This is a genomic window from Bradyrhizobium sp. USDA3010, from assembly GCF_056429065.1.
Window position 1 is genome coordinate 148,517 of sequence record NZ_JBWJZD010000007.1, and the last position, 26,421, is coordinate 174,937.

24 protein-coding genes are annotated in these 26,421 nt (G+C 63.7%); 12 read left to right on the forward strand and 12 right to left on the reverse strand.

Annotation, left to right across the window (positions count from 1 at the left end):
• Nucleotides 1-110: 110 nt before the first annotated feature.
• Together AC066Y_RS13790 and AC066Y_RS13795 are read left to right on the forward strand one after the other, a co-directional pair.
• A complete protein-coding gene (locus AC066Y_RS13790; protein ID WP_092115455.1) occupies nt 111-488 on the forward strand; it encodes an Hpt domain-containing protein in 378 nt (125 codons plus the stop codon).
• 162 nt (nt 489-650) lie between these two features.
• The gene (locus tag AC066Y_RS13795) at nt 651-971 is read left to right on the forward strand and encodes a 2Fe-2S iron-sulfur cluster-binding protein (protein ID WP_092115454.1); all 321 of its coding nucleotides are present in this window, start codon (nt 651-653) and stop codon (nt 969-971) included.
• 6 nt (nt 972-977) lie between these two features.
• On the opposite strand, the gene AC066Y_RS13800 is transcribed toward AC066Y_RS13795, so the two are convergent.
• The gene (locus AC066Y_RS13800; protein ID WP_478274342.1) at nt 978-1,439 is read right to left on the reverse strand and encodes an acyl-CoA thioesterase; all 462 of its coding nucleotides are present in this window, start codon (nt 1,437-1,439) and stop codon (nt 978-980) included.
• 163 nt (nt 1,440-1,602) lie between these two features.
• On the opposite strand from AC066Y_RS13800, the gene AC066Y_RS13805 reads away from it, so the two are divergent.
• The gene (locus AC066Y_RS13805) at nt 1,603-2,631 is read left to right on the forward strand and encodes an NAD(P)/FAD-dependent oxidoreductase (RefSeq protein WP_478274343.1); all 1,029 of its coding nucleotides are present in this window, start codon (nt 1,603-1,605) and stop codon (nt 2,629-2,631) included.
• A gap of 127 nt (nt 2,632-2,758) precedes the next feature.
• Nucleotides 2,759-3,334, forward strand: a complete 576-nt coding sequence (locus AC066Y_RS13810) for a DUF2147 domain-containing protein (protein WP_478274344.1) — start codon at nt 2,759-2,761, stop codon at nt 3,332-3,334.
• Between the two features lie 70 nt (nt 3,335-3,404).
• On the opposite strand, the gene AC066Y_RS13815 is transcribed toward AC066Y_RS13810, so the two are convergent.
• The gene (locus AC066Y_RS13815) at nt 3,405-5,363 is read right to left on the reverse strand and encodes an SGNH/GDSL hydrolase family protein (protein ID WP_478274345.1); all 1,959 of its coding nucleotides are present in this window, start codon (nt 5,361-5,363) and stop codon (nt 3,405-3,407) included.
• Nucleotides 5,364-5,478: 115 nt separating this feature from the next.
• Nucleotides 5,479-6,555, reverse strand: a complete 1,077-nt coding sequence (locus tag AC066Y_RS13820; protein WP_478274346.1) for a lysylphosphatidylglycerol synthase transmembrane domain-containing protein — start codon at nt 6,553-6,555, stop codon at nt 5,479-5,481.
• A gap of 617 nt (nt 6,556-7,172) precedes the next feature.
• Here AC066Y_RS13820 and AC066Y_RS13825 point away from each other — a divergent pair.
• The gene (locus AC066Y_RS13825) at nt 7,173-8,591 is read left to right on the forward strand and encodes an MFS transporter (RefSeq protein ID WP_478274347.1); all 1,419 of its coding nucleotides are present in this window, start codon (nt 7,173-7,175) and stop codon (nt 8,589-8,591) included.
• A gap of 193 nt (nt 8,592-8,784) precedes the next feature.
• Here the strand turns inward: AC066Y_RS13825 and AC066Y_RS13830 are convergent, their stop codons facing one another.
• Both AC066Y_RS13830 and AC066Y_RS13835 read right to left on the reverse strand, forming a co-directional pair.
• Nucleotides 8,785-9,723: an MBL fold metallo-hydrolase gene (locus tag AC066Y_RS13830; protein ID WP_478274348.1), complete on the reverse strand. Its 939-nt coding sequence runs from the start codon at nt 9,721-9,723 to the stop codon at nt 8,785-8,787.
• A 17-nt stretch (nt 9,724-9,740) separates the two neighbouring features.
• Complete coding sequence (locus tag AC066Y_RS13835; protein WP_478274349.1) at nt 9,741-10,724, reverse strand: Bug family tripartite tricarboxylate transporter substrate binding protein; 984 nt, start codon at nt 10,722-10,724, stop codon at nt 9,741-9,743.
• Nucleotides 10,725-10,879: 155 nt separating this feature from the next.
• Here AC066Y_RS13835 and AC066Y_RS13840 point away from each other — a divergent pair, with 155 nt between their 5' ends.
• Nucleotides 10,880-11,686 (forward strand): IclR family transcriptional regulator domain-containing protein, encoded by an 807-nt coding sequence (locus AC066Y_RS13840; protein ID WP_478274350.1) that lies wholly within the window; start codon nt 10,880-10,882, stop codon nt 11,684-11,686.
• Nucleotides 11,687-11,807: 121 nt separating this feature from the next.
• Here AC066Y_RS13840 and AC066Y_RS13845 read toward each other — a convergent pair whose 3' ends face one another.
• A complete protein-coding gene (locus tag AC066Y_RS13845; RefSeq protein WP_478274351.1) occupies nt 11,808-12,242 on the reverse strand; it encodes a hypothetical protein in 435 nt (144 codons plus the stop codon).
• 83 nt (nt 12,243-12,325) lie between these two features.
• Between AC066Y_RS13845 and AC066Y_RS13850 the strand changes: the two genes are divergently transcribed.
• Both AC066Y_RS13850 and AC066Y_RS13855 read left to right on the forward strand, forming a co-directional pair.
• Nucleotides 12,326-12,934, forward strand: a complete 609-nt coding sequence (locus tag AC066Y_RS13850; RefSeq protein WP_478274467.1) for a hypothetical protein — start codon at nt 12,326-12,328, stop codon at nt 12,932-12,934.
• Between the two features lie 89 nt (nt 12,935-13,023).
• Nucleotides 13,024-13,380, forward strand: coding sequence for a hypothetical protein (locus tag AC066Y_RS13855; protein ID WP_478274352.1), 357 nt, complete (start codon nt 13,024-13,026; stop codon nt 13,378-13,380).
• Between the two features lie 110 nt (nt 13,381-13,490).
• On the opposite strand, the gene AC066Y_RS13860 is transcribed toward AC066Y_RS13855, so the two are convergent.
• A complete protein-coding gene (locus AC066Y_RS13860; RefSeq protein WP_478274353.1) occupies nt 13,491-14,834 on the reverse strand; it encodes an aminotransferase-like domain-containing protein in 1,344 nt (447 codons plus the stop codon).
• Nucleotides 14,835-15,015: 181 nt separating this feature from the next.
• Here AC066Y_RS13860 and AC066Y_RS13865 point away from each other — a divergent pair, with 181 nt between their 5' ends.
• Nucleotides 15,016-15,252 (forward strand): DUF1127 domain-containing protein, encoded by a 237-nt coding sequence (locus AC066Y_RS13865; RefSeq protein ID WP_478274354.1) that lies wholly within the window; start codon nt 15,016-15,018, stop codon nt 15,250-15,252.
• A gap of 275 nt (nt 15,253-15,527) precedes the next feature.
• Nucleotides 15,528-18,071: an EAL domain-containing protein gene (locus AC066Y_RS13870; protein WP_478274355.1), complete on the forward strand. Its 2,544-nt coding sequence runs from the start codon at nt 15,528-15,530 to the stop codon at nt 18,069-18,071.
• Between the two features lie 116 nt (nt 18,072-18,187).
• Here AC066Y_RS13870 and bfr read toward each other — a convergent pair whose 3' ends face one another.
• Complete coding sequence (gene bfr, locus AC066Y_RS13875; RefSeq protein WP_478274356.1) at nt 18,188-18,670, reverse strand: bacterioferritin; 483 nt, start codon at nt 18,668-18,670, stop codon at nt 18,188-18,190.
• A gap of 228 nt (nt 18,671-18,898) precedes the next feature.
• Here bfr and AC066Y_RS13880 point away from each other — a divergent pair, with 228 nt between their 5' ends.
• Nucleotides 18,899-19,267 (forward strand): VOC family protein, encoded by a 369-nt coding sequence (locus AC066Y_RS13880; RefSeq protein WP_478274357.1) that lies wholly within the window; start codon nt 18,899-18,901, stop codon nt 19,265-19,267.
• A gap of 123 nt (nt 19,268-19,390) precedes the next feature.
• Nucleotides 19,391-20,311: a complex I NDUFA9 subunit family protein gene (locus AC066Y_RS13885; protein ID WP_478274358.1), complete on the forward strand. Its 921-nt coding sequence runs from the start codon at nt 19,391-19,393 to the stop codon at nt 20,309-20,311.
• A 330-nt stretch (nt 20,312-20,641) separates the two neighbouring features.
• Here AC066Y_RS13885 and AC066Y_RS13890 read toward each other — a convergent pair whose 3' ends face one another.
• The 4 genes from AC066Y_RS13890 to AC066Y_RS13905 form a co-directional block, all read right to left on the reverse strand.
• Nucleotides 20,642-21,130: a lipocalin-like domain-containing protein gene (locus AC066Y_RS13890; RefSeq protein WP_478274359.1), complete on the reverse strand. Its 489-nt coding sequence runs from the start codon at nt 21,128-21,130 to the stop codon at nt 20,642-20,644.
• A 239-nt stretch (nt 21,131-21,369) separates the two neighbouring features.
• Nucleotides 21,370-21,867, reverse strand: coding sequence for a lipocalin-like domain-containing protein (locus tag AC066Y_RS13895; RefSeq protein WP_478274360.1), 498 nt, complete (start codon nt 21,865-21,867; stop codon nt 21,370-21,372).
• 107 nt (nt 21,868-21,974) lie between these two features.
• The gene (locus AC066Y_RS13900; RefSeq protein ID WP_478274361.1) at nt 21,975-22,733 is read right to left on the reverse strand and encodes a type 2 periplasmic-binding domain-containing protein; all 759 of its coding nucleotides are present in this window, start codon (nt 22,731-22,733) and stop codon (nt 21,975-21,977) included.
• A gap of 222 nt (nt 22,734-22,955) precedes the next feature.
• Nucleotides 22,956-26,156, reverse strand: coding sequence for an adenylate/guanylate cyclase domain-containing protein (locus tag AC066Y_RS13905; protein ID WP_478274362.1), 3,201 nt, complete (start codon nt 26,154-26,156; stop codon nt 22,956-22,958).
• Between the last annotated feature and the right edge of the window lie 265 nt (nt 26,157-26,421).

The following is a 26,421-nucleotide window of genomic DNA, read 5'->3' on the forward strand; positions in this document are numbered from 1 at the left end:
GAATCGGGCGGTTTTGCCGATCATCCCGACAACAATTCGTTAACCAGTTTCGTGATTGGCTGGGCGAACGGTCCGCCGGTGAAGCCCGGCAGAGACGACAGGGACAGGCCATGCCGCTTCATCTCGAACGGGTTGAATGGACGCAATCGCCGCCGCTCGCGCCGGGCGACGGGCCGATCGACGTCGATCACCTTCGACGGATGACGCTGGGCGACCCGGGGCTGGAGCGGGAAGTGCTGGCGATGTTCTCGACCCAGTCGGCCCGGATCCTTGGCGAGCTGGCTGCCCTGCCGCCCGAGGCTCCGACCCACGCCCACACCCTGAAAGGATCGGCGCGGGCGATTGGCGCCTTCGGCGTCGCCGAGGCGGCAGCCAACCTGGAAACCGCGCTGACCGCCGGTTCCGATCCGGCCCAGCCGCTCGCTGCGCTCGGGGCCGCGATTGCCGAGGCGCGCACGGCGATCGAGCTGATTCTGGGCCGCTCCTAAGGCTTCCGGCATCTCCACGGCCTGCGGCAACGGGTAGGGCGCCGTCCCTGGCCGGCCGGCAGGTTTTCGGTCTCCGCGCTAGCGCTGTACGGATCGACCCGTTATACGACTGCCGGGACCTTTCCAACCATCGTCCGGCGCATTCCGGCAGCACGAGCAATCATGGCCAAAATACACTTTATCGACCATTCCGGAGAGAAACGCTCCATTGATATCGAGAACGGCGCGACGGTGATGGAAGGCGCGATCCGCAACGCCATTCCCGGCATTGAAGCCGAATGCGGCGGCGCCTGCGCCTGTGCGACCTGCCATGTCTATGTCGATGACGCGTGGCGCGAGAAGGTCGGCGCGCCGTCGCCGATGGAAGAGGACATGCTGGATTTCGGCTTCGACGTGCGTCCGAATTCGCGGCTTTCCTGCCAGATCAAGGTGACCGACGATCTCGACGGACTGGTCGTGTCGACGCCGGAGCGGCAGGCCTGACCTGATTTATTCGCCGTCCGGGTTCACACCGCGACGGACCCAGCGGCGGAAGTGCTGCTTGACCTCCGCCGGCAGCGGCGTCGGTCTGCGCGTGGCCTCATCGATCATCACGGTGACCGCCTTCGCCGACGCCACGCATCTCCCTTCCGAAAATACCACCTGATCGAAAGTGGTCGACGTCCGTCCGAACTTGACGAGACCGAGCCCGAGCTCGATCTGTCCCGGCCAGTGCAGCTCGGCGCGGAAATGGATGTCGAGCCGCACCATGATCCAGCCAAGCCCGGCCGGCATCAGCCCCATGCTGAGGTCCTTCACCAGCGTGACGCGGCCGGTCTCGAAATAGCTCGCATAGACGGCGTTGTTGACGTGCCCGTTCGGGTCGAGATCGGCAAACCGCACATTGTCGGACAGGCGATAGGGAAAGTCTTCCAGGCGCGGCGCATCGTCGGTGCGGACAGGGGCATTCACGAGGGGGATCTCCGTCGGTTTCCCGCCCATACAGCCGAGTTGCGCAGGCTCGGCAAGGGGTTGCCGCGCCAGCCGCTGTCCCTATTATGCATGTCCCGATCCGGCCATACTTGGCCGGGCAGGCGAAAGCCGCCCGGTCGATTTCAACTGAAAAGAAGCGGATATGAGCGAAGCGATCAAAACCGATGTGCTGATAATTGGCGCGGGTCCCTGCGGACTGTTCGCCGTGTTCGAACTGGGCCTGCTCGACATGAAGGTGCATCTGGTCGACATCCTCGACAAGATCGGCGGGCAGTGCGCCGAGCTCTATCCGGAGAAGCCGATCTACGACATTCCCGGGATTCCCTTTGTCACCGGCCAGGGCCTGACCGAGCAGCTGCTGGAGCAGATCAAGCCGTTCGGCGCGACCTTCCACCTCAACGAGATGGTGGAGAGCATCGAGAAGATCGGCGATCCCCTGTTCCGCGTGAAGACCGATGCCGGCAAGGAGTTCGAGGTCAAGGTCGTCGTGATCTCCGCGGGCGGCGGTTCGTTCCAGCCGAAGCGTCCGCCGGTGCCGGGCATCGAGGCCTATGAAGGCACGTCGGTGTTCTATGCCGTGCGCAAGATGGAGCAGTTCCGCGACAAGAACATCCTGATCGTCGGCGGCGGCGACTCCGCGCTCGACTGGACGCTCAATCTGCATCCGATCGCCAAGCGCATCACGCTGCTGCACCGGCGCGACGATTTCCGCGCAGCGCCGCACAGCGTCGAGCAGATGCGCTCGCTGGTTGCCGACGGCAAGATGGATCTGAAGATCGGCCAGGTCACCGGGCTCGAGGGCGCCAACGGTCAACTCTCGGGCGCCGCGCTGAAGGGCAACGACAATGCGATGTCGACGATCGCCTGCGATACGATGCTGCCGTTCTTCGGGCTCACCATGAAGCTCGGTCCGGTCGCGAACTGGGGCGTGGCGCTGGAGAACAACCTGGTGCCGGTCGACACCGCAGCGTTCGAGACCAACGTTTCAGGCATCTTCGCGATCGGCGACATCAACACCTATCCGGGCAAGCTGAAGCTCATTCTCTCCGGCTTCCACGAGGGCGCGTTGATGGCGCAGAAGGCGCACCGCTACGTGTATCCCGACAAGCGGCTGGTGTTCCAGTACACAACCTCGTCATCAAGTTTGCAGAAGAAGCTTGGGGTGAACTGATCCCACTTCAGCAGCGACCAATGCCAGGGGCATGGGCCATTGTCCGTGCGGCGCGGGTACTGGAACCCTCCGCGAAATGGCCGTAGTCTGCTCGTAATCGAGTTTGTCGATTGATCAGGTGATGATGATGCGGAACACGCTATCCAGACTTCGGCTGATCCTGGCGATCGCTACGGCCTTTGCGCTAGCTGCTCCGCTTGCAGCTTCCGCGGCCGAGCTATCGGCGGCCGGACTCTGGCAGAAGATCGAGGACGGCAAGCCGGAAGGCTGGTTCCTGGTGATCGATCATAACGGCATCTTCGAAGGCGTGATCGCCAAGATGTTCTCCGATCCCGATGATCCGCCGAATCCGGTCTGCTCGAAATGCACCGATGATCGCAAGAATGCGCCGTGGCTTGGTCTGTCGTTCATCCGCGATATGAAGCGCGATGGCCTGAAGTACGAGAACGGCAACGTGCTCGATCCGCGCGACGGCAAGATCTACAAGGCCAAGATGACGCTGAGCGCCGACGGACAGAAGCTGACCATGCGCGGCTATCTCGGCATCTCGCTGTTCGGCAAGGATGAGGTCTGGACGCGCTTGCCGGACAGTGCGATGGCCCAGCTCGATCCCGCTATCGTCGCCAAATATCTGCCGGCGCAAGCCGCTGCGGTGAAGCCGCCGCCGCCGGCGGCGCCTCTGCCCGCGACGAAGCGGCACTAGGGCTCTCACGCTCCGATTGGGATTACGTTTGCTCGCGGCGCACCTGTGCGGCGTCGCGAGCGTGTAGCGTTCAGCGTTGCACCGGTGCGGTCTGCAATGGCGCGACCGGCTCGGAGATCACCTCAGGCACCGTGGTGTTCAATTGGAGCACGGTGGCGGCTGCCGGCGCCGCGGCATCGGCCATCGCCGCATGCCCTTCGGCGCTCGGATGCACCGCGCCGCCATACACTGCCGACAGGATGCCCCATGTCGCATCGTGGATGTCGGTTGGCTGCATCGAGGACGGCAGGCCCTGCGGGTAGGTCATCGCCGCGAAATAGCTGTCATTGGCGTCGCGGATCCAGCGCGCCCGCGGCAGATAGGCGCGGTATTCGCCGGCGCTGCGGCCGCATTTGAGCGGCTGGTTGGCCGCGGCGACGATATCGGAGACGAAGCTGTCGCCGTTGGCGGCGAAGCAGTCGCGGTCGAACTCCGGATCGGTCGACGTGCGTGCGCAGAAGCCGTGGCTTGCGAACGCATCCTGATGCGCATCGACGAAGGTCATGCGGTCGGCCTGCGGATTGCGGCAGATGATGCCGGACTGGCACTGTGTGATCGCCTTGAGCTGCGGCAGGAACTCGTTCTGCACGAACCCCGAGACCGCCGCGAGCCGCTTCGGATCGGCGTTGAACGAGGGATGGATCTCGAAGCCGGCGCGGCCGCCTGGGCAGGGCGCGCCGCCATTGGCCAGCGCCGGATTGGCGTAGGCCGTGTAGACCACGTGCGAGAGGTCGCCGCCGACCAACGGCTTCAGCGCATCGCGCAGCTTGGCGAAATCGGCCGGCAGGTCGCGCGCCAATGCCGAGCGGGCATCGTCGACGCTGGCCATCGAGCCGCCCTGGCTGAACAGCGCGCGTTCGGTCGGCGTGTCGACGATCACGTTGGCGACGAGGCCGGAGAAGTAGATGTCGTTGGCGCCGACCGACAGCAGCACGAGATCGAGCGTGCGGTCCGGCTGCCGGCGCTTGGCGGCTGCGAGCGCCGTGCGCAGCTCCGCGATCTGGCCGTTGACGGTGCCCGAGCAGGTGTTGGCGGTTTTCGTCGGCAGACACTCCCGCGCCTGCTGCGAGCCGAGCAGGCCGTCGGCGATGGTGGCGCCGGTGCAGGCCAGCGGCAGATAGGTCACCGCGATGTGCGGATATTGCACGGCAAGCGCCAGCGCGGTGCGGGTCTGGTAGCTGTACAGCGAACGGTGACAGGCCGAGTTGAGCCACAGCGCGCTCTGGCGCTGCCAGTTGGTCAGGGTGTCGGGCGCTTCGCAGGCGCGGCCGCCCTTGAAGCCGGCGCGGCTCGGCCGGTAGTATTGCGCCCCGCCGAGATAGGAGCGGAAGCAGAAGCCTTCGTCGGAGAGGGCGATCGCGCGATCGGGATTGCCCTCGCCGGATGCGATGCTGTCGCCGAGGCCGGCGATCAGCAGATCGCGCACCGCGATCTGGGTCGTCACGCGCTGGTTGGCATCCGAGCCGCTGGCGACATCGACGGTCGCGACCGTGGTGCGGCCGTAGCGGACGCGCAGATTGACCGGCTCGGCGCAATCGAATGTCGAGGATTGCGGCCCGTCGCCATCGTCGAACGACCAGGCGCAGGTCGCGCCGACCGGAACCGGACCCGTGAGCCGCACCACGATCGGGTGATCGATCGGCGTCAGATAGCTTTCCTTGACGTTGTCGCGGGTGCAGGGCTCGCTGACGCGGCCCTGCAGGTCGATGCAGAGCCGGTTGACCGTGTTGCGCGCCCAGCCGCGGCCGTCGCTTTGCAGTTCCAGCGCCTGTTCCGAGGCCAGCACGCTGCGGCCGAGCCCGCTTTCGACATGCAGGCGGAAGTCGCGTTCTTCTCGGAACAGCCGGAAGCGGTTGCGGACCTCCCAGGAGATCGAGAGCTGGGTATCCTGCGCGTCGGCGGCTGAAGCCAATACCGCCGCGAGCGCGCTGCCGAGCAGCACGCTGCAGACCGTGACACGAAACGAAAATCGAACCAGAAAGCCAATCATGGCGCGGTTTGACGCGAGTGGTACGGCGAAAATAAGAGAAGCGGCGGCAGAGACCGAAATCCCGGATCGAAACCGGAACTGAAAGCAGGGACCTTGAGGCCGATAACGTTCGCTGTTACCGCCTCAGCCGCCTGATCTGCTGCTGCCGGCTTTCGATCGGTTGCCGCACGGTCGCCGAAGCCGTGCAGGCTTGGCTGAGTCTTTTTCGTTCCTGCCAGGGCCGCACCACGTTGAGCCACAGCTCGCGCATGCCCATGATCGAGATCGAAATCCCGAACGGGATCAGGAAATAGAGGATACGGAACACGACCAGCGTCGCCAGCAATTGCTCCTTGCTGAACTCCGGCAGCGCCACCAGCATCGCAGCGTCGAACACGCCGATCGAGCCGGGGGCGTGGCTCGCAAAGCCGAGCAGCGTCGCCAGGATGAACACCACCGCCAGCGAGACGAAGTCGATATGCGGCTCGGTCGGCATCAGGAGATACATCGCAAGCGCGCAGAAGCCGAGATCGACCACGCCGATGACGATCTGCAGCAGCGTCAGCTTGGCCGAGGGCAGCACCACCTTCCAGCCGTTCTGGCCGAGCTCGCGGCGCTTCTCGCCGGTCAGGAGCCAGACGAAATAAGCGCCGATGCCGGCAAGGCAGCCGAGCGCGATCAGCCGGTTCATCGCCGGCGGCAGCAGGTCCATCGCCGATGCCGCCGCGGGGTGCCAGGCCATGCCGAAGCCGAGCACGAACAGATTGCCGAGCCAGAAGGTCAGGCCCGACAGAAAGCAGATCTTGGCGACGTCGATCGCGGAGAGGCCGTAATCGGAATAGATCCGGAAGCGGATCGCGCCGCCGGTAAAGACCGTGGCGCCGATATTGTGGCCGATCGTGTAGCTGGTGAAGCTCGACAACGCTGCGATGCGGTAGGGGACGTGGGTCTTGCCGATCGTGCGCAGCGCGAAGAAGTCATAGAAGGTCAGCGTGCAGAACGCCCCGACCACGCAGAGCGCCGCGAGCGCGATCCGGTGCGGCGCGATGTCGGTCAGCGCGGTGAGGATGATGCCGGTATCGACGCCCTTCAGGGTGTGGACAAGCGTCGTGACCGCGAACACGATGATGAGCACGCTCGCAGCGATCCCGAGCCGTTTCCAGCCGATCTTTTCCTTGAAGCCACGCCCAAGCGTGGTCAGCAGCCGAAGCATTCATCCTCCCGGCAGGGACAATTTCAGTGGGACCCGGTCACGGACGGCGACGGGTGACGGGCAAACGCACCGTACGCGATGACCCATAAGGCAAAACCGATGCGTTGTGCAGCCCTTGACAAGCCAACCTTCGGCTCCCGTCCAGCATTGTTGTCATACTGGCTACATATGTTCTCGCTCTGCGGAATGTGAGTCGCAGCCATGTCGTCGTCCGCGACGGGGCCACTGCATGTTCCGCCGTCCTTCAGCCGTTCCTGGCGATTTCGTCGGGATTTTTGCCGATTTTGCCGTCGTCGCAGCGCCACTGCGGGGCCGTCGGGGCGGAGCGAATGGACGATATGCATCAGCGTGGGGGAGGTCCGGGCCGGCTGCGGCGTTTACCAAAGCGTGAAGTCGATGTGCGCATCTGCGTGATCCGGCTGTGGACCGCCGTTCGGGCCGGAATGAGGCGCCCGGGGGGCGGTCCGTAGGTCTATTGAGGCAAAACGCCGCGCAACATCGCCGCGGCCACGCGGCCCCGGCCGGCACGACGATGCCACACTTCGATCCGTGGCGAAGTATCATTGAGAAACGAAGACCTATCTGTCGCATTGGTTGCCCAGAGCGAGGTCAAGACCATGCAACAGACATCCCCGAACCTCCCTCGCGTGCCGGACCGGCGCGCGGGGTCGTACCAGCAGTCGACCGGGCTTGCGGCGACGTTGACGCTCGCCGCGATGAGTCTTGGTTACGGCGTCGTGCAGCTGGACGTCACCATCGTCAACACGGCGCTCAACGCCATCGGCGGCTCGCTCGGCGGCGGCGTTGCCGAGTTGCAATGGGTGGTCAGCGCCTACACCATCGCGTTTGCCGCCTTCATCCTGACCGCCGGCGCGCTCGGCGACCGGATCGGCGCCAAGCGCGTCTTCATGGCCGGCTTTGCCATCTTCACCGCGGCGTCGGTTGGGTGTGCCGTCGCGCCTGACGCCGTGACGCTGATCGCCGCGCGCTGCGTGCAGGGGCTGGCCGCGGCCATCCTGGTGCCGAACTCGCTCGCGCTGCTCCGCCACGCCTATGCGGACGAAAAGGCGCGCGGACGGGCGGTCGGCGTCTGGGCCGCAGGCGCGAGCCTTGCGCTGACCGCCGGCCCGCTCGTCGGCGGCGGGCTGATCACGCTGGTCGGCTGGCGCGCGATCTTCCTGGTCAATCTGCCGATCGGCCTGGCCGGGCTGTGGCTCGCCTGGCGCTTTGCCGGCGAAACCAAGCGCCATCACCAGCACCGGCTCGATCTGCCGGGACAAATTGCCGCGATCGCCGCGCTCGGCACGCTGGCCGGCGCGCTCATCGAGGGCGGCGCGCTCGGCTGGGATAGCCCGTTCGTCGTCGCAGGCTTCGCTCTTGGGGCCGTCTTCTCCGTGCTGTTCGTCTGGCATGAGGCGCGCACGGCGCAGCCGATGCTGCCGCTCTCGCTGTTCAGCAACAGGATGTTTGCCCTGACCTCGCTGGTCGGCCTGCTGGTGAACGTTGCGTTCTACGGGCTGATCTTCGTGTTCAGCCTCTACTTCCAGCAAGTCAACAGGCTGTCGGCGTTCGCCACCGGCCTCGCGTTCGTGCCGATGCTCGGCGCCGTGCTGCCCGCCAATTTGATCGCGCCGCATGTCGCGGAGCGGATCGGCGCGCCGCGGACGATCGCGCTCGGCGCCGCGATCTCGGCCGCCGGATGCCTGGCGATGCTGTTCATCGGTGCCGGTACCGGCTATCTCGCGATCTGCCTGCAACTGCTGGCAATCAGCGGCGGCCTCGGCCTGCTGGTGCCGCCGCTGACATCGGCGCTGCTCGGCAGTGCCGAGCCGCAGCATGCCGGGATCGCGGCCGGGGTGCTGAATGCGACCCGGCAGACCGGCAGCGTGCTCGGTGTGGCGCTGTTCGGCTCGCTGGTCAGCCGGTCCGCGGCCTTCATTGCCGGCCTGCATGCGGCGCTTGTGATCTCTGCCGGCGTGTTGCTGGTGGCCGCCGCGCTGATCTGGATCGGCGCATCATCACAGACGCAGCGGTGAGAACCAGCGAGCGGCGACATTGGACCGGCGCCTGCGTGAGCAGGTCACTTAAATAGCGGCCCTCAGCGCGATTTCGGCCGCACATTCAAGGCTTCTTCACCATGGGTGGAACCTTGCTGCCGTGCGGTTACCATTCCCTACGAATGCGCCCGTTCTTATAGGTCCATAACAGGGACCTATAAGCATCGCGTTTCTAACCTGTCCCACCTTGGAGCATGATTGGCGGGTGGTCGCCTTGGCGGGGTGATCTGCCCCCTCGCCAGTGCGGTGGATTTCTGACCGTAACGGTCTCGCCGATCTCGAAGCTCATCAGGTCTTCGCCGACAACAAGCGGTCCGGCATAAGTCTCGCGGGTCGCCGCGATCAGATCGTCAACGCTCGGTGCCGTCACGGAGTCACTGGCGAGCATGACCAGATGCGTGAACACGGCGAGTTTAGGCCGCGTCTTCGCGAACACGCGTCCGGCTTCCTGTGGCGAGGTATGATGATTGACGATGCGCTGGATGTCGGCTTGACCCAGAAGCCTCGGCGGCGCCATTGCGACCTCATGTACCAGCAAGTCAGCGCCCTCGCCGTTGCGGAGCACGTTTGCGTTGTAGCGAGTATCGCCGGAGATGACGGCCATGCGGCCGCGATATTCGATACGATAGCCATATGCCGGCTTGATGGCGTCGCCATGATCGACCGCGAAGGCTATGACGCGCAGATCGCCGGTCTGATAGACGACGCCATCCTCCGCAAACTCGTTCACCGTGATCGCGACATGCTCGCGTGCCAGCTTCTCATCCTCGACGCGGATCTCGATGTCGTGGGCGTAGGCCGCTTCGAGGTGGTGCATCAGCTTGGCTGTGCCAACCGGGCCGATCACGTTGAATGGGCGCTGGCGGTTGCCGAAATATGAGCTCAGCCAGCCCGTCAGCCAGAGGTCAGGAATGCCGACCGTGTGATCGGAATGAAAATGCGTGAGCAGCAGCGCATCGACTCGACCGATGGGAACGCCGAGCTGAAACAAGCGCATAGCGGCGCCGCGGCCGGCATCGATCAGGATCGTATGCTCGCCCGCCTCGATTAGCGTGCTCGGCCCAAAGCGATCGGGGCGGGGGATCGGCGTCCCCGTCCCGAGCAGCGTCACGCGAAAAACCGATGGCACTATTGCTGGACCTTCATTCCGGCTACGACATCGTGCCAGTGCGCGACCTGATCGCCAACCAGCCGGCCGAATTGCTCAGGCGTGCCGCCTGCCGGCTCAGCACCGATCTTTGCCAGCGCCTCGCGCACCGAGGGTTTCTGCAGCGCCTTGTTGATCGCAGCATTGAGCCGCGCAACTGTTTCCTTCGGAGTGCCATGCCTGACGGCGAAGCCGGTCCAGTCCTCGACGACCAGCGAAGGGTAGCCGGCTTCGACAATAGTCGGCACATCAGGCAGGATCGGCACACGCTTCGGACCGGTAACCGCGAGCGCCCGCAGCTTTCCGGTCTTGATCAGATCAACCACCGGCAACATGGTGATGAACATGAAGGCGTTGGTGCCGTTGAGCAGGTCGCCGATCGCCTGCGGGAATTGCGCGTAGGGAACGTGCTGGGCGCGCGTGCCTGTCTGCAGCTTGAATTGCTCGCCGATCAGATGCGCGGGCGTGCCGAACCCGCCCGAAGAGAACGTCAGCTTGTCGGGCTGGCTTTTCAGCAGCGTCACCAACTCCGCCACTGTCTTCGCTGGCACCGACGGATTCACCACCAGAACGTTGTAGGAAACCGTCGCCTTGATGACCGGGTCGAAATCCCGGCCGAGATCGAACGAGATGTTCGGCACCAGCGACGGCGCCGCAGCCGACGGCACCGACATCGCATAGAGGTTGTTGCCGTCCGCCGGCTGGGTGAGGACGTCGGTCGCCGCGATGGTGGTGACACCGCCCGGCCGGTTCTCGACAATCACCCGCCAGCCTTCCGATTCCGTCAATTCCTTCGATACGATGCGGCTGATGATGTCGGGCGGCGTGCTGGCCGAAAACGGCGCCACGAAGCGTACCGTGCCGGTCGGAAAGGATGTCTGCGCGGATGCTTGGAGGCTCGAGGTGAGCAGGGCCAGCGTCGCGAGGGACAATGAGGTCGTGCGGTGAAACAGGTGGGATCTCATGGAAGTCTCCATCAACGATGAAAATCTCGATTCCAAGTCGCAACCTGCAGGCACCCTACCTTTGAACGTGACGGTGGCGTTTCGCCAGAAGAATCGACCTGCATTCCGCATTGTGGAACACTACATTCCACAATGTGGAACGAGGCGAGCAGGCAATGGCGGGTCCGAAAGTCATCAAGAGCCTGGAGCGAGGCCTTCTCGTTTTGCAGGCCCTGCAAATGCAGCCCGACTCGTCGCTGCACGAACTGCATGTCTTCACCAACATCTCCAAGCCGAGCCTGCTCCGTATCCTCCACACGCTGGCCCGGTCCGGCTTGGTCACGCGACGGCTTGCCGACGGCCGCTATCGCATCGGCGCGACGCTTTCGCATGCGCCTTCGCGTCGAGAACATCGCGACCGCATCGCGGAAGCCGCGGCTCCGATCCTGGAGCGACTGTGCGAGCGGGTTTCCTGGCCCTCCGACCTGATGGTGCCGGCGGGTGACCACATGGAAATTCGGGAGACAACGCGGGCGCGAAGCCCGATCTTGTTGCAGCAGGAGCGCATCGGGTTGCCGGTTAACTGGCTGCATTCGGCAGTCGGCCGCGCCTATCTCGCGTATTGTCCCGTCAAGGAGCGACAGCGCATTGTCGATCTGTTGCGCAGTTCCAGCAAGCCTGAGGATCGGTTGGCGCGAGAGCCGGCGCGCTTGAGCAGCATCCTCGCCGAGGTTCGCGCGCGCGGCTATGGCACCCGCGACCCCACGCATACCGGAGGTTACTATGGTGGTCCCCTGCATGCGGATGGTCTGTTCTCGATCGCGGTTCCCCTGCGCGATGGGCAACGGGTCCTCGGCGCGATCAACATGCTCTGGCTAAAGACCGCCTTTTCCATCGAGGCCTTTGCGGCCCGGCATCTCGGCGAGCTTCAGGTCGCGGCGAAGGAAATTGTCAGTTCAGTCCGAAATCGGAGAATACGCTGATGTCGGCTTGTGGTGCGGTGTGGCCCTTCGCGACATTTCGCTGCACTGTGGAATTTAGTCGCTATCGGGGAATAGCTGACTCTGGCAAGCCAGCCAGCTGGGAGTTTTATGGGTTCACGGCCTAGCTCTTGCGCTGGGCAAAATAGGCGCCGCAAAACGCCATCACGGCGCCGAGGCACAGCGCGGCGAGACCGGCGAGCACGGCGGAAATGGTCGAGACCGTGCTTGGCGCCGCCGCGGCCTGGCCGGCGCCGGCCAGCATCAGCACGCCGACGACGATCAGGAACTGCCGCATCCGCTGCGGGATCTGGCCGGCCACCGCGCTGTGCATCAGATTGGCGGTGAAGTAGCCGCCCGAAAATCCGACGCTCGCGATCAGCCACCAGGCGATCGCCGCACCCGCCGGCATGAACTCGTGGGTATCGGAGCGCCACAGGCCGCCGAGATCGAGCCCGTACCGCGCGCCGAGCATGTGCACGGCAAGCGCCAGCAGCACGCCGGATATCATCGCGCCGCCGAGAATGAGGTAACGCGGAAAATAGGTCGTCTCGGGCATGGCTCGCTTGTAGGATAGGCGTGACATCCTATGCAAGCGCGCGGATGTGTCTGAACGGGTGGAACGGCGGATTGCCAACAACGTTGCAGGACCGGCCGGAGGCAGACGAGGGCACAGCAGTGCGCTATGCCTACAAGGCCTCATTGATCGGCTCGGCGCACCAGTTCGAGCTGACCGACGACGGGTTGTCGTGGCGGATCGCCGGCAGGTCGGGCGTGTGGGATTACAAGGACATCTCCGCCGTCAAACTGTCCTACCGCCCGGTCTCGATGCAGCAGCAGCGGTTTCGCGCCGACATCGACAATGCCAAAGGCGGGCGGATCGCGATCCTGTCGACCACCTGGCAGACCGCGACGCTGGTCGCGCCGCAAGGCCATCTCTACCGCGACTTCATCGTCGAGCTGCATCGCCGGATGCAGGCGGCGGCCAGCACGGCCAGGCTGGTCGGAGGCCTCGGGCCGAAGACATATACCGCGGCGCTGGCGCTGCTGGCGTGCCTTGCGGTGGCAATGACCGGATTGCTGGTGATGGCGCTGCTGGCTGCGAACTGGATGGGCGCGCTGTTCCTGGTCGGCTTTGCCGCGCTGTTCACCTGGCAGGTCGGCGGTTTCGTCACCCGCAACCGCCCGCGGCGCTACCGCTTCGATCAATTGCCTGATGGGCTGTTGCCGAAGCCGGTTCGCAATCGGTGAGGCGGCCGCTCTCGCGACCGGACTGTAAGCGGGCTGTAAGCAACACGCTGTAAACTCGGCAACCGATTTGCTTCAAGCTGGAGTGTCAGATGACAGTCCGGACCCCCCTTCTGGCTCTATGCCTTGCGCTCTTGAGCATCTCCCCGGCTCTTTCCAAGGGCAGCGTCGGCAACAAGCATGATCCGCTTGATCACAATCACGTCGACAATCTGCCGCCCGACGTGCGGCAATATGTTGCCGGAATTTGCAAGGGAACGCCGGTCGCGCAGCACGACTTTGCGACCTACTCACCGCAAGAGAAACGCTGGCGGATCAACCTCGAATATCTGCAGTGCGGCGTGATCGGGGAATATCGCAGAGGCAACCAGTGCCTGGACGTGGATTTCGTAGCCGAAGGCGCGCATTTTCGTCTCGTGAGAAAGACGTATGCGGCCTGTGGCTTTTGATGCTCTGGCGCTCGGATCAACGAGAATAGGCCGCTGCGAGTGCAGCGATCGCGAGTGCCGCCTGTATTCGATTCTGGGCCGCTGCACCGCTTCGGAGTGAGCGTGCGATGTCATTCCGTCGAATCAAAATCCTCCTCGGTCGCGCTCAGCATTCCCGCCAATGTCCGCAGGCCGAGGTCGAGTTGCTCCATCGGCGGCGCGGCGAGCGCGAGCCGCACGGCATTGGGCGCGTGTCCGGGCGTGGCGGCGAAGGTGGTCGACGGCGTCAGCGCGATGTCGCGTCGCGCCGCGGCCGCGACCAGGGTCTGCGAGCGCCAGTGCGGCGGCAAGGTCAGCCACAGATGATAGGATTTCGGGTTGGTCTGGATCTCGAAATCGGTCAGATGCTTGGCCGCGATCTGCTGGCGGCGGCCGGCGTCGATCCGCTTCAGCCGTGACAGTTCGGCGGCGGTGCCGTCGGCCATCAGCCGCTGTCCGGCGGCGAAGGCGTAGCCCGAGGCGGTCCAGCCGCCCGAGCGCACCGCGGCCATGATGCTTTCGCGCAGCCGCGGCGGCGGGACGATGAAGCCGAGCGCGAGGCCGGGCGCGACCTTCTTCGACAGGCTGTCGAGCACGATGCAGCTGTCCGGCGCGAGCGCGGCCAGCGGCACCTCGTCGTCGAGGAATCCGTAGACGCCATCCTCGATGACGACGAGGCCGAGCTTCTCCACCACGCGCAGCAGCTCGGCGCGGCGCTCGGCCGGCATCGTGATGCTGAGCGGGTTCTGGATCGTGGGCTGGATGTAGAGCGCGGACAGATGCGCTTCGCGGTGCGCCTTCTGCACTGCGTCCGGGCGCACGCCATGCTCGTCCATCGCAAGCGGCACCAGCGCGATGCCGAGCCGTGCGGCAATGCCCTTCACGAACGGATAGGTCAGCGCCTCGACGCCGCAGCGTCCGCCGGGCGGTACGACGGCGGCGAGCGCGGAGGCGATGCATTGCCGGCCATTGGCGGTGAACACGATCTGGTCGGGATTCGGCGCCCAGCTCTTGCGCGCCAGGAATTCCGCGGAGATCGTGCGCGCTGCCCGCGTGCCGAAACTGGTCGCCGGCCGCAGCGCGCCCTCGAGCACCTCGGGCCGCTCCAGCCCTTCGAGGCTCTTGGCGATCATCGTCGCCTGATGCGGCAGCAGCGGATAGTTGAATTCGAGATCGATGCGCGCGCCGCGCGGCTCGGTCGGAGCGGCGATGCCGCGTCGCGCCTCGCCGGACACGAAGGTGCCGCGGCCGACTTCACCGACCACCAGCCCGCGCCGCAACAGCTCGGTGTAGACCCGGCTCGCAGTCGAGACCGCGATGTTGCGGTCATAGGCGAAATGGCGTTGCGGCGGCAGGCGGTCGCCCGCCTTCAGCGCGCCGCTGGCGATCTCGGCGGCAACCGCATCCGCCAGCTTCAGATATTCGAACCTCGACATTATTGCACCGAGAGCAATGTTTTACTTGCTCCGAGCAATGTACCGGATCATTTAAGAGCGAACAAGCCCATGATTGCACCGAGGAGCGCGCAAGCGATCCGAGGTTAGGACGGCGCAGGTGTCGAAACGGCATTTGCGTCAACGGCATAGCTTTGTCGTTTGGGCCTCGAAGGAGATGACAATGACGACGATAGACTCAGCTGCGGCATCGCCCGTGCGGTCCAGCATGATGGGCGGATTGCTCCGATTGCTCCGAGTGTGGGGCGATGCACTCGCGACCTATTGGGTGCGCCGGGAGGCGATCAAGACGCTGCGCCAGCTCGATGACCGGACGCTGCGCGATATCGGAATCTCGCGCTGCCAGATCGAGCCCGCCGTCGCCGGCGATCTCGATATGGAGCTGGTGCGGATCCGCTGAACAGAAGCGTGGTGCGACGGCTTCGCGTGATCGAAGCGGTCGCATCGCAGGCTGCCGCGATGGCTCGCTGCGCGGCTTTAACCAACCAGTGTTTGAGCGTGGCGAAGAACGGTTCAGATCAAGTCGCGTCCGGACACTTGCTGCCGGTTGCAGAATTCACCGAAACTACACCAAAGATGCGGAACAACCCCGGTTTGTCGCCGCCGTCGCTCCAAGGTTGTGGCGCTCCATGCTAGCGTATTGGTTGCGTACGCTCGCCTTGTAGTTGGGGACCGATGGCCGCTCGCAAATTGTCGCAAGGGCAGGCCCCGACCCGGGAAGCGGGCCGCCGCTGGCATGAGGAGCGATCGCTGCGGTGCGCCATCAGATTGGCCCGCATGGGCTACTGGGAGTCGGAGAGCGCCGCCGCGACCGATCTCTGGATATCGCCCGAGCTTGCTGCCTTCTACGAATTCGAGACGGTCGACGGCTACATCCCCATCGCCACGGTGCGCGCGCGCTATCTGCCTGAAAGCCGGAAGGTTCTGGAGGCGCATTACGCAGCTTGTTGGGCGGAGGGGCGGCCCTATGCGGTGCGGACGCGGCTCCGCAGTTCCGACGGCAGCCTGCTCGACTGTGTGGTGCATGGCGAGCCGGAATTCGACGCGCGCGGTCAGGTCCGGCGCGTGTCAGGCATTGTCCGCGACGTCACCGAGGAGACCTCCGCGCTGCGGCGCCTGACGGAGAGCGAGCAACGGCTGGCCGATTTTGTCTCTACCGCTTCGGACTGGTGCTGGGAGACCGACGCTGCCCACCGGCTGCTGCCCTATCCCAAATCGCTGGCCGGCAATGCGGCCTTCCAGACCGTGGCGTCCGGCGGCAAGGCGCGCTGGGAACTGGCCTATGCGCCCGAGGACGGGGAGGCCATGGCGCGGCACCGGGCCGACATGGAGGCCCATCGCCCTTTTCGCGACTTCACCTATACGCTGATCGGCCAGGACGGGTCGCGCGTCAGTATCTGCACCAGCGGCAAGCCCATCTACGCCGATGATGGCAGCTTTCTCGGCTATCGCGGCACGTCCAGCGACATCACCCAGCTCAGGGCGGCCAAGGCCTTGCTCGACCAGCGCACGCGGGCGCTGGAGGAAGCCCAACGGCTCGGCAAGATCGGCACCTGGAGCTACCGTCTGGACACCGGCCGTACGACCTGGGCGCCCGAGCTCTACCAGCTTCTCGGCTTCGGCCCCGACACGTTCGAGCCGACCGATGAGAGCATGAGACCCTATTTCCTGGACGGCGACGCCGACCGCTTCAAGGACCTGCAGAGGAGGGTCGTCCGCACCCGAAGGACCGAGGCCACCGACCTGCGCATCCTGCACGCGGACGGCACGGCCCGCGATCTGGCTGTCATCTGCAAGGCGGAGGTCGCCCACGACAAGGTCATCGGCATCATTGGCACGGTGCAGGACGTCACCGAGCGCAAGGAGGCTGAGCGACAACTCGAGCAGCTCGCCTATACCGACCCTTTGACCGGGCTCGCCAATCGCGCGCTGTTCACGCGCCAGCTCGCTACCCTGATCGAGGGCTGCACCCGGCAAGACCGACGCGCCGCGCTGCTGCTCATCGATCTCGATCGCTTCAAGGAGGTCAATGATTCCCTCGGCCATGCCGCCGGCGACAAATTGCTGATCCAGGTGGCGGCGGCACTGCGGCAGGAGCTGGGGCCGCGCGCCTTCATCGCCCGGCTCGGCGGCGACGAATTCGCCGTGCTGGCGGAGGGACGCGGCATGTCCGACGCCGCGCTGACCGGGCTTGCCGATCGGCTCATCGGCAAGCTGTCCGTCCCGGTCGATCTCGCCGAGGGCGAGGCCTTCGTCGGCGCCACCATCGGCATCGCCCGCCTGCCGGAGCATGGGGCGACGGCGGAGACCGCCGTGCGCAATGCGGACCTGGCGCTCTATATGGCCAAGGAGGCCGGGCGTGGCCGGGCGCAACTGTTCGAGCCGGTCTATGCCCAGGCAGTCGATCAAAGGCTCGATCTCGGCCGGCATCTGCGCCACGCGGTTGAGGCCGGCACCCTTCAGGCGCGTTACCAGCCGCAGGTGGACCTGAGGACCGGCCGCGTCACCAGCTTCGAGGCGCTGCTGCGCTGGACCCATCCCGAGCGCGGACCAATCTCGCCGGCGGAGTTCATCCCGATCGCCGAAAGCTCCGGGCTCATCGTCGATCTCGGCCTTTGGGTGCTGCGCGAGGCCTGCCGGCAGGGCCGCGCCTGGCTCGATGCCGGGTTGCCGCCGCGCTCCGTCTCGGTCAACGTCTCGCCGGCGCAGATCTGGAACGTGGATTTCGATGCGGCCGTCGCGGCGGTGCTGGCGGAGACCGGCTTTCCGGCGAAGCTGCTCTGCCTGGAGCTGACCGAAAGCCTGTTCGTGGATCATACCGAGCAGCGGATCAGCCGCACGCTGACGGCGCTCTCCGGTCTCGGCGTCCGGCTGGCGCTGGACGATTTCGGCTCGGGCTATTCCTCGCTCGGTTATCTGACGCGCCTGCCGTTCCACTGGCTGAAGGTGGATCGCGCCTTCGTGGACGGCATTTCCACCGCGCCGGAGAAGCGCAAGCTGCTCGGCGGCATCATCGCCCTGTCGCACGGCCTGGGCATGACTGTCGTGGCGGAGGGAGCCGAATTGCCGGCCGAAGTGGATGTGCTCGGCGGCCTCGATTGCGACCTGGTGCAAGGTTTCGTGTTTTCCCCGCCCGTCACCGCCGACCAGGCGCCGCTGGTGGCGGCCAGCATCGAGCGTGAGGCGTGCCGGATCCAGAAAAAACGGAATCGCCTCTAGGCGAACACCGCTTGGCAGCATTCTTTTGCCCGTTGCTTTGCCTCGATGGTGGCCGCTGACCGATTAGCTAGGCCATGTACTCACAATTCGGAATTGGATGAGCAGTTGTTGGCACTTTAGTCCTTGTCGAGCTCTCCGATATGACGCTGGGCATATAGCTCAAGACCGATCCTCGCGACGAGTTCGATCTGGGTTTCCAAAAAATCGATATGCTCTTCCTCATCGTGCATGAGTTGCTCAAACAGATCCCGTGCCACGTAGTCTTCGACCTGATGGCAATGGGTCGCGGCTTCAGCGTAGAGGGAGCGCGCCGACAATTCGGCTTGCAAGTCGCTATCGAGCACGGCCTTCACGGTCTTCCCGATATGAAGGGATTCCAGCGTCTGCATATTGGGAGATCCATCGAGGAAGATAATGCGTTCGATGAGCTTGTCTGCATGTTGCATCTCTTCAATCGATTCCTTGCGCCACATCTTGGCCAGCACCTTGTAGCCCCAATTGTCGAGCAGGCGGTAGTGCAGCCAGTATTGGTTCACCGCGGTGAGCTCGTGGCGAAGCGCTTTGTTCAGGTATTCGATAACATTTTTATCGCCCCTCATGCTCTGCTCCTTTTCGCGTGTGCTGTTCGGATCGACTGGCTAAAGTTTAGAGCCTCTCCATGTTCGGTTCGAACTGTTTGGGACGTCTACCGTTCGCCGTGAGGCGGCGACGCATGGAAAGGGCCTCTCGGCGTTGACTTGCTCGCCGTTCGTCACACATGAGGTGGAGGTTAATCCCGCTGCCGCGGCAACAAAAGGCGCAGCGAAATCGAACAGGGGAGTTTGGCCATGATCGAGGGAGTCAGCGCGGTCACACTCGGCACGCATGAAATGCCACGGGCTGTCCAATTCTACCGTGCGCTGGGGTTTGAGGTACTGCATGGCGGCGAATGGTCGTCGTTCACTAGCTTCCGAGCAGGTACGAGCTACCTCAACCTCATCGACCAACCTGCCGAACGACGCTGGTCCTGGTGGGGTCGGGTCATCTTCTACGTCACCGATGTTGACGCGCTTTACGAACGCGCGCTCGCGGCAGGTTACAAGCCGGCGACGGTACCCCGCGATGCCGAATGGGGTGAGCGCTTCTTCCACCTGGTTGATCCCGACGGCCACGAACTCAGTTTCGCTCGACCTTTGCTTCCGGCTTCCGTCCAATAGCGGATCGAAGCAGCCTGCATTCCAATAGTCGCTGCGAGAGGGTATTGTTCCGACAGACGGCCATCGCCCTGACGTCGGCTTCGGCTCGGGCTATGGCGCGGTCTCTCGAGCAAAGATCAAAGGATGGCAACGAACGGTCGCACCGTCACCGTATTCGGCGGAACCGGTTTTCTCGGCCGCCGCATCGTTCAGCATCTGCGCGATCGCGAGTTTCCCGTCCGGATCGCGTCAAGGCATCCAGATCGCGGGCGCAGTCAGTCTGGCCCTCATGATCCGCAACTTCAATTGGTCCAGGCCGATATTCACGACGCACGGTCTGTCGCGGATGCACTTGCCGGCGCTTACGCCGCCGTAAACGCGGTCAGCCTTTACGTCGAGCACGGTCGGGAGACGTTTCATTCCGTTCATGTCGAAGCCGCCGAACGGGTAGCAGCCCAAGCGCGCCGGACCGGGGTCAGAAGGCTCGTTCACATTTCAGGCATCGGCGCCGATGCCGCGTCTCGATCGCGGTACATCCGAGCGCGTGGCGAAGGCGAATTGGTGGTCGGGGCTGCCTTCGCCGACGCACATATCATCCGACCGGCCGTCATGTTCGGACCGGACGATGCGTTCGTCACGACCATCCTCAAGCTTCTCCGCCGGCTCCCAATCTACCCGATGTTCGGCCGCGGCTTGATGAGTCTGCAGCCTGCCTATGTGGAAGATGTGGCGGAAGCGACCGTTCGGATCATCCAGCGAGCCGAGACGCGACCGACGATCTTCGAGTGCGGCGGCCCTCGCGTCCACTCTTACGAGGAATTGGTCGGAATCGTCGCGCGCCAGGCTGGCCTCGCGCCCATCCTGGTCCCCATCCCGTTCGCCGTTTGGCACGTGCTGGCATGGGCGTCCGAAATGCTCCCGGAGCCACTTCTCACGCGCAATCAGGTGGAGCTCATGCAGATCGACACCGTGTCATCGCCGGAGATGCCCGGCTTTGTCGAACTTGGGATTTCGCCGTACTCGGTCGAGGCAATGCTCCAAGAGATGCTGTCGAAGCGCGGATGAAGAGGGTCATCGGTTAAATCCGCTTCAGATGGCGGGTTCGCGCGCTACGGTTACAGGACGCTATGGTGTATCCGCCGTTCGGCGGCAGCGATATCACTGTGCGCCGTCGGCAGCTGCAGATGACGCGATGGGTCAGTCGCGTCGTCTTTGCAGTCGGCCAGCTATTTCTGGTCTACCCTCAACTCCGGACATGTCGCTGCATTGCGCCAACTGACGCGATGGGCCAACAAGAGACTTATGCGACGTAACGGAAGGCGTTCGGGGAAATGCACGCGCGGCGCATGCGCTCATAGTCGCCGCCCGGCTCGCGAAGGTAGGTTGTTCAAACTTCTATTTCGTTTTTTCGAATACAAGGAGGCTCCTCTGCATCCCCTTATCTGCCCAGTTTGGCATTATTCGCCACGTCGAAGTGACTTGAAGGCGATCCCCGTCTAATTTGAAGAAGCGTGTTTGCTCGGTGCCCACCCATTCAGGGTTCCAAGCAACATCGACCTTCGTAATCCATTTGTCCCCCTCGAGACGGTACATGCCGGTGTAGGCGGCCATGCTGTTGAGCAGATCGGCGCGATCTTCGACCGTTTGTGGTGGCCTGCGCCCCTCTCCAGTCAGCACAAACATTACACGGCCCTCAGCCGTGAAAATTGCGTATCCCGTAGGGGAGCGTCCGAAGACGGGTTCTTTCTGCCCGGTGGCTTGAATCTCAATTTCTTGAGAAACCAGTTTCCAGATGCCGATCACCTTCTCACGGTCATCGGCAAAGCTCGGATACGCCGCAATAAGCCACCCAACGATGGCAACAAGGCATTTTAACGTGGACATAAGAAGTTTCCCTCCAATGCTCTGCCCTTTTGGTACTCGGTGGGCTGAGATTAGCGCAGGAATTGAGCGGCTGGAATGTCCGTTCCGGGTCAAACGCGGAAGTCGGAACGCGCGAATCGTGACGTCCGCTTCACCCTCGACACTGGACTTTCAATAGCCAGCGCGGCATTTCCGAAAAGGGCCAGACGCAGACTCATGCATCGCAGCAATTGGCTTGGCTATTCAAACACTCGGTGCGGCTATTTCATTTTTTCCCAAACCAAAGTCACCACGCTCATCTTGCCGTCGCTTGCAAAGGGTGCCGGGCGGGCGACGTAGATAATCCGATCTCCATCGCGTTGCACGTCTCGGATGTTCGTCGTACCGGCCCAAACCTCGTTCCACGAGAGATCGAGATGGTGCACAACCTTGCTACCGTCGTAGGTGTAAGTACCGCCGTAAGCCGTCATCATTCGATGAAGATCGGCGCGTTGCTGATCAGTCATCTTATCAATCGATTCAGGCTTGGGCCGGCCGTCATAGGTGATAAGAATGACGAAATGACCATCCTTCCCATACATGGCCAACCCCTTTGGCTTCTTTCCAAAGGTGTCTTCGATCTGTCCGGTATCGACAATTTTTCGCGTGGCGCTGATTAGTTGGTAATTGCCAGCGAATTCTTGTTCCTCGGCCAAGGCGGCTGACGAGACGAACAGACACGCTGACGCTGCACCAAGTAGTTTGCAGAATGCATTCATTCGCACGGAAACCTCCAAAACGGTTGAACTTGCGCCGACGCAGACTACCTTCACAACCTGCGACTTGGTGACCGGGCGGCCTCGACCGGGCCTTCGTTCGTGTCCTGCTATTTTGTGACGACGTTCACGCCCTTGAGGTTCTTCGCGTCGATGGCTTTCTGCACTACGCCGGTCTGTTTTGCTTCGTCGACGAGTGTCGCGAGCAGAGCCTGCGCAGCGGGAGAGCGGCCTTTCGGCAGCGCAGCCGCCACGAGAACGGTCCCAAAGGCGCCCGGCACGACCTTGGCACCGGTCAGCGCCTCGGCGGCAGGATACCCGACGCCGGAGTCCGCGCCAAAGACGTTCGCTTTGCCGGAGCGCAGGAGGTCGGCTACGTCGGCCGCAATGGTCGGACTCAAAGGGATGCGGACGATCTCGGCGGCCTTGATCTCCCGCGTCAGCACACGGTCGGAGGGAGCACCGAGGATGGTGCCAATCTTCACACCTGCCTTGTCCACGGAGGCGATGTCGGGAAATTCCATTCCCGGCGCGGCAACGTAGACGAGACTTATGGCCCAAAGGTTCGCCGTTGAATCCGCCTTGTCAGCCGGGGCAAGGACGCGCGGCCCGATGGCGATGTCCCATTCACCCTTGCCGAAACTTTGCAGATAAGCTTCCGGGTTCGGATACATCACCGGTTCAACAGCCGCCCCCAGCTTCTGTCCGACGAACCTCGCGACGGGTTCAGCCACGCCTCCGAGCACCGTAATGGCAATCATGCCAACCCGCAGCTTTCCGCCAGGCGCGATCTCGGTGGATGTCTGCCCAAACGCTGCGTCGGACAATCCCACCAACAATGCAGCAATCAATAGAAGAAGCCGTGCCATGTGCGTCTCTCTCGAAAGGAACAAGGAGCGAAACTTACCAGCCGATGATTGAGATTGCGTAGGTACTGACGTCCGAGTTGGGTCAATCGCGTCGTCTTTGCAGTCGGCCAGCTATTTCTGGTCTACCCTCAACTCCGGACATGTCGCTGCATTGCGCCAACTGACGCGATGGGCCATGAACCGACATTCCAGGGCCGAATCGATAGCGGTTATGCAAAATCCCTATATCGCGAATTCGGACAATGAAGCCTGCGCGCGGCGCTCGAACATGAGGGCTCCCTGGCGCCTAGCGATGTCGGCGGCGGTTGCGAAGGCCGATCGTGCCTCGGTCTTGTTGCCGCGGTCGAGCGCCAGCAAGCACGCACCACGCAGGCGGTAGATTTCCGGCATGTAGATGCCGACGCCAGCCTCGTCGACTCCTGCGATTGCGCGGTCGAGATGACCGAGCGCGTCCGCCGGCCGACCTGCGGCAAGCAGCACCTCGGCTGCAAGGCCGAGATAATATTGGGGCAGCGGACCGGCCGCCGTGGCCTTGCCGATCTCGGCGTCGATCAGCCGTACGGCATCCGCAGCGGCGGCACCGGTTGCGGTCGCCCATCCGACCAGGATCAAGCTGCTGGCGCGCCATGGCGGTAGGCCGAATTTGTCGGCCAGCGCGGCCGCGCGATGCGCGGCTGCGTACGTCGCGTCGCGGTCTCCCCCGAGCTGATAGCCGATGCCCACGTTGTGTAGCCCGTGCGCGAGACTGTTCGGGTGGTCGAGCAATTCGGCCAGCGCAATACCTTGCATGAAATGCGACTTTGCCTGTTGTTCGTCGCCAGATAGCCGCAATGAATTGCCGCACTGAATATGGGCGCAGACGGCGGGATCGTGGCCACCAAAGGCGTGTGCGAGATGACGGTGCTGCGTCATGTCGTAAAGCGCGATGACGTGCCTGCAGCCGTCCAGCGCGCCGCCGACATCGCCGCGAAAATAGGCTGTTGAAAACTGGCAATGATAGGCTTCGAGCAACAACTCGCGATCGCCGGACTGCTGCGCAAGCGACACCAGTTCGCCCGCACGGTCGCGCGCAAGAGCGGTCTTGCGCCTGAGGTTGGCGTTGATCCAGAGCCCCCATTTGGCCTGGAAGGAGGCTGAGCCGTCGCCGAGCTGGTCGCCGATCTCGCTGGCCCTGGCATAAGCTGCTTCGGCTTCGGCGCTTTGCAGGCCGTGCGCGACCACCGATGCCGCGCCGAGCTTGAGCCAGAATTCCAACTGCCGGCGCCGGCCGTCTTGCGGCAACATGGTTTCGGCGAGCCGGAGGCCCGCCATGAAATGCGCGATCGCCTCCACGTAGGCCGAGCGGCTAACGGATTGGTTACCGGCGCGCATGCGATAATCGCAAGCAGGAGAGAACTGTCCCGCCTCACCGAAATGATAGGCCAGCAACTCCGGCTCGTTCGCGGCGACGTCACCAAAACGATGCTCCAGCGCCAGAGCGACGCGCCCGTGCCATTCGCGCCGGCGCATCAGCAACAGGCTTTCATAGGCGGCGTCCCGCACCAGCGCGTGCTTGAAGTTGAAGCTCCGCTCGAGGCCACGCTCCTCAGGAAAGACAATTCCCGCGGCAACCAGCTTTGCCAGCATGTCTTCCAGTTCGTCGTTGTCCTTGCCGGCTACCGCTTCCAGCAAGGCAAAGGTGAATTGCCGGCCGATCACCGCGGCAATTTGGGCCACCTCGCGGGCCCCGCCGAGACGGTCGAGGCGGGCCATCAACGAGTCCTTCAGCGTCGCAGGCACCGAATCCTCGCCTGCCGATTCCATCACGCTCCGCGTCAGCTCTTCGACGAACAGCGGCACGCCGTCAGTTTTGGCGATGATCGCGGCGATCGTGTCCGCCGTCAGTCCATGCGCCGCAGCGATGCTCGCCACCACCTGCATACATTCGGGCCGGCCGAGTCGTCCGAGCGTGATCAGCGTGGCGTGTGGCCTTGACAGCCATGGCGGCGTGAAATCCGGTCGCGCCGACACCACGACAAGGAACCGCGAGCGGGCTATGCTGTCGGCCAATCGCGTCATCAGTTCGATCGTGGTCGCATCGATCCAGTGCGCGTCTTCCAATACAGTCAGCACCGGATCGTTGCCGCTGGTCCGCTTCATGATCTCGACGATCAGCGCCAGCGTTGCGGCCTTGCGCTGCGCCGGCGCCGCGGCGGGAGCTGCCTCAGCCAACGGGATCGACAACAGCTCGGCCAACAGCGGCAGCGCAGCCGGATCGGTGATGTGCCGCGCGCCAAGAAGCGAGCGGAGTTTCTCGGTGCGCGAATCCGATGGATCGCCAGGCGCAAGGTCGGCGGCGCGGTTGAGATATTGGATCACCGGGTAGAGTGCGCTGTCGCTGTGATAGGGAGAGCATTGCAGATTGATGCGCGCATGAGCTTCGGCCGCAAGCTCTTGCTGCAGCCCCTCGATCACGCGCGATTTGCCGATTCCGGCTTCGCCGGTCACGGTGACGATCTGGCCTTCGCCCTGCTGCGCCAGGCGCCAGCGTTCGCGCATCAGGCCCGTTTCATGCGCTCGACCGACCAGCGGCAGGCGTTTCGCGCGGATCGCAGCAAATCGGCTTTCGACCGAGGCTTCGCCGCACACGCGCCAAGCTGGCACTGGGCGGGAAAAGCCCTTGAGCTCGTGCTCGCCGGTATGGGTGAGTTCGAAAAGGCCGCCCAACAACTTTTGGGTGGACTCGCTGATAATGATGCAGTCTGCATCCGCAAGGGCCTGCAGCCTTGCCGCGAGGTTGGGCGTTTCACCGACAATGGTCCGCTCCTGAGCCGAGCCGGTACCGATGATTTCGCCGACCACGACCAGGCCAGTTGCGATGCCAATCCGCGTCTGCACGCGGGACCCGTCGGGCAATTCAATTGCGCTAACTTCCGATAGAATTCCAATCGCCGAGCGGACCGCGCGTTCCGCCGCATCCTCAAAGGCCCGGGGAAAACCGAAATAGGCCAATACGCCATCTCCCATGAACTTCGCGACGAATCCACCGTAACGTCCAATCGCACCCGCCACCGCGTCTTGGTACCGCCGGATCAGGCCGCTGAGCAGCTCTGGATCGAGCTTCGCCGAGAGCGCCGTAGAGCCAACCATGTCGGCGAACATCACCGAAACCTGCCGCCGCTCGGCATCGCCCGAGCCGGACGCCTCAGCCGCAGCTTTGCCAGGCGAAGGAGCCTCGCCCTGGCCGGCAATCGGGGCTGCTGCGGTCTTACCCGCCGCGATCGCCTTCAAAAGCCTCCGGCGATTGCCTAGTGAGAGACCCAATTGCTCGAGATCATCGTCATCGAGGTCGGGGAGAATATCGAGGCCGATGTCATTCGCCTCAAAAACTTCGGCGTATTGCTCCAGATTGTGCTCACGCAACCAGTCGCGCAGATCGCTCATGCCATTGATTCCCCCACACCCGGCTCCCCAAAGGTAGATTGGCACATCTACAGGATCTTGGGGTACCAGACTTTGGGTGCGGGATTTCGAGCGGCCGAAGAATCGACCCTTAGGTCCGCCTTGGGGTCAAACTCGGAAGTTGGAGGGCGCAACCGTGAGGTCCGCTTTACCCCCGACACCGGACTCTCGATGGCCAGTGCGGCACTTCCGAAAAGGGCCATGAAGAGACATTCTGTAGTTCACGCAATTCAATAGAGGGGCTCGG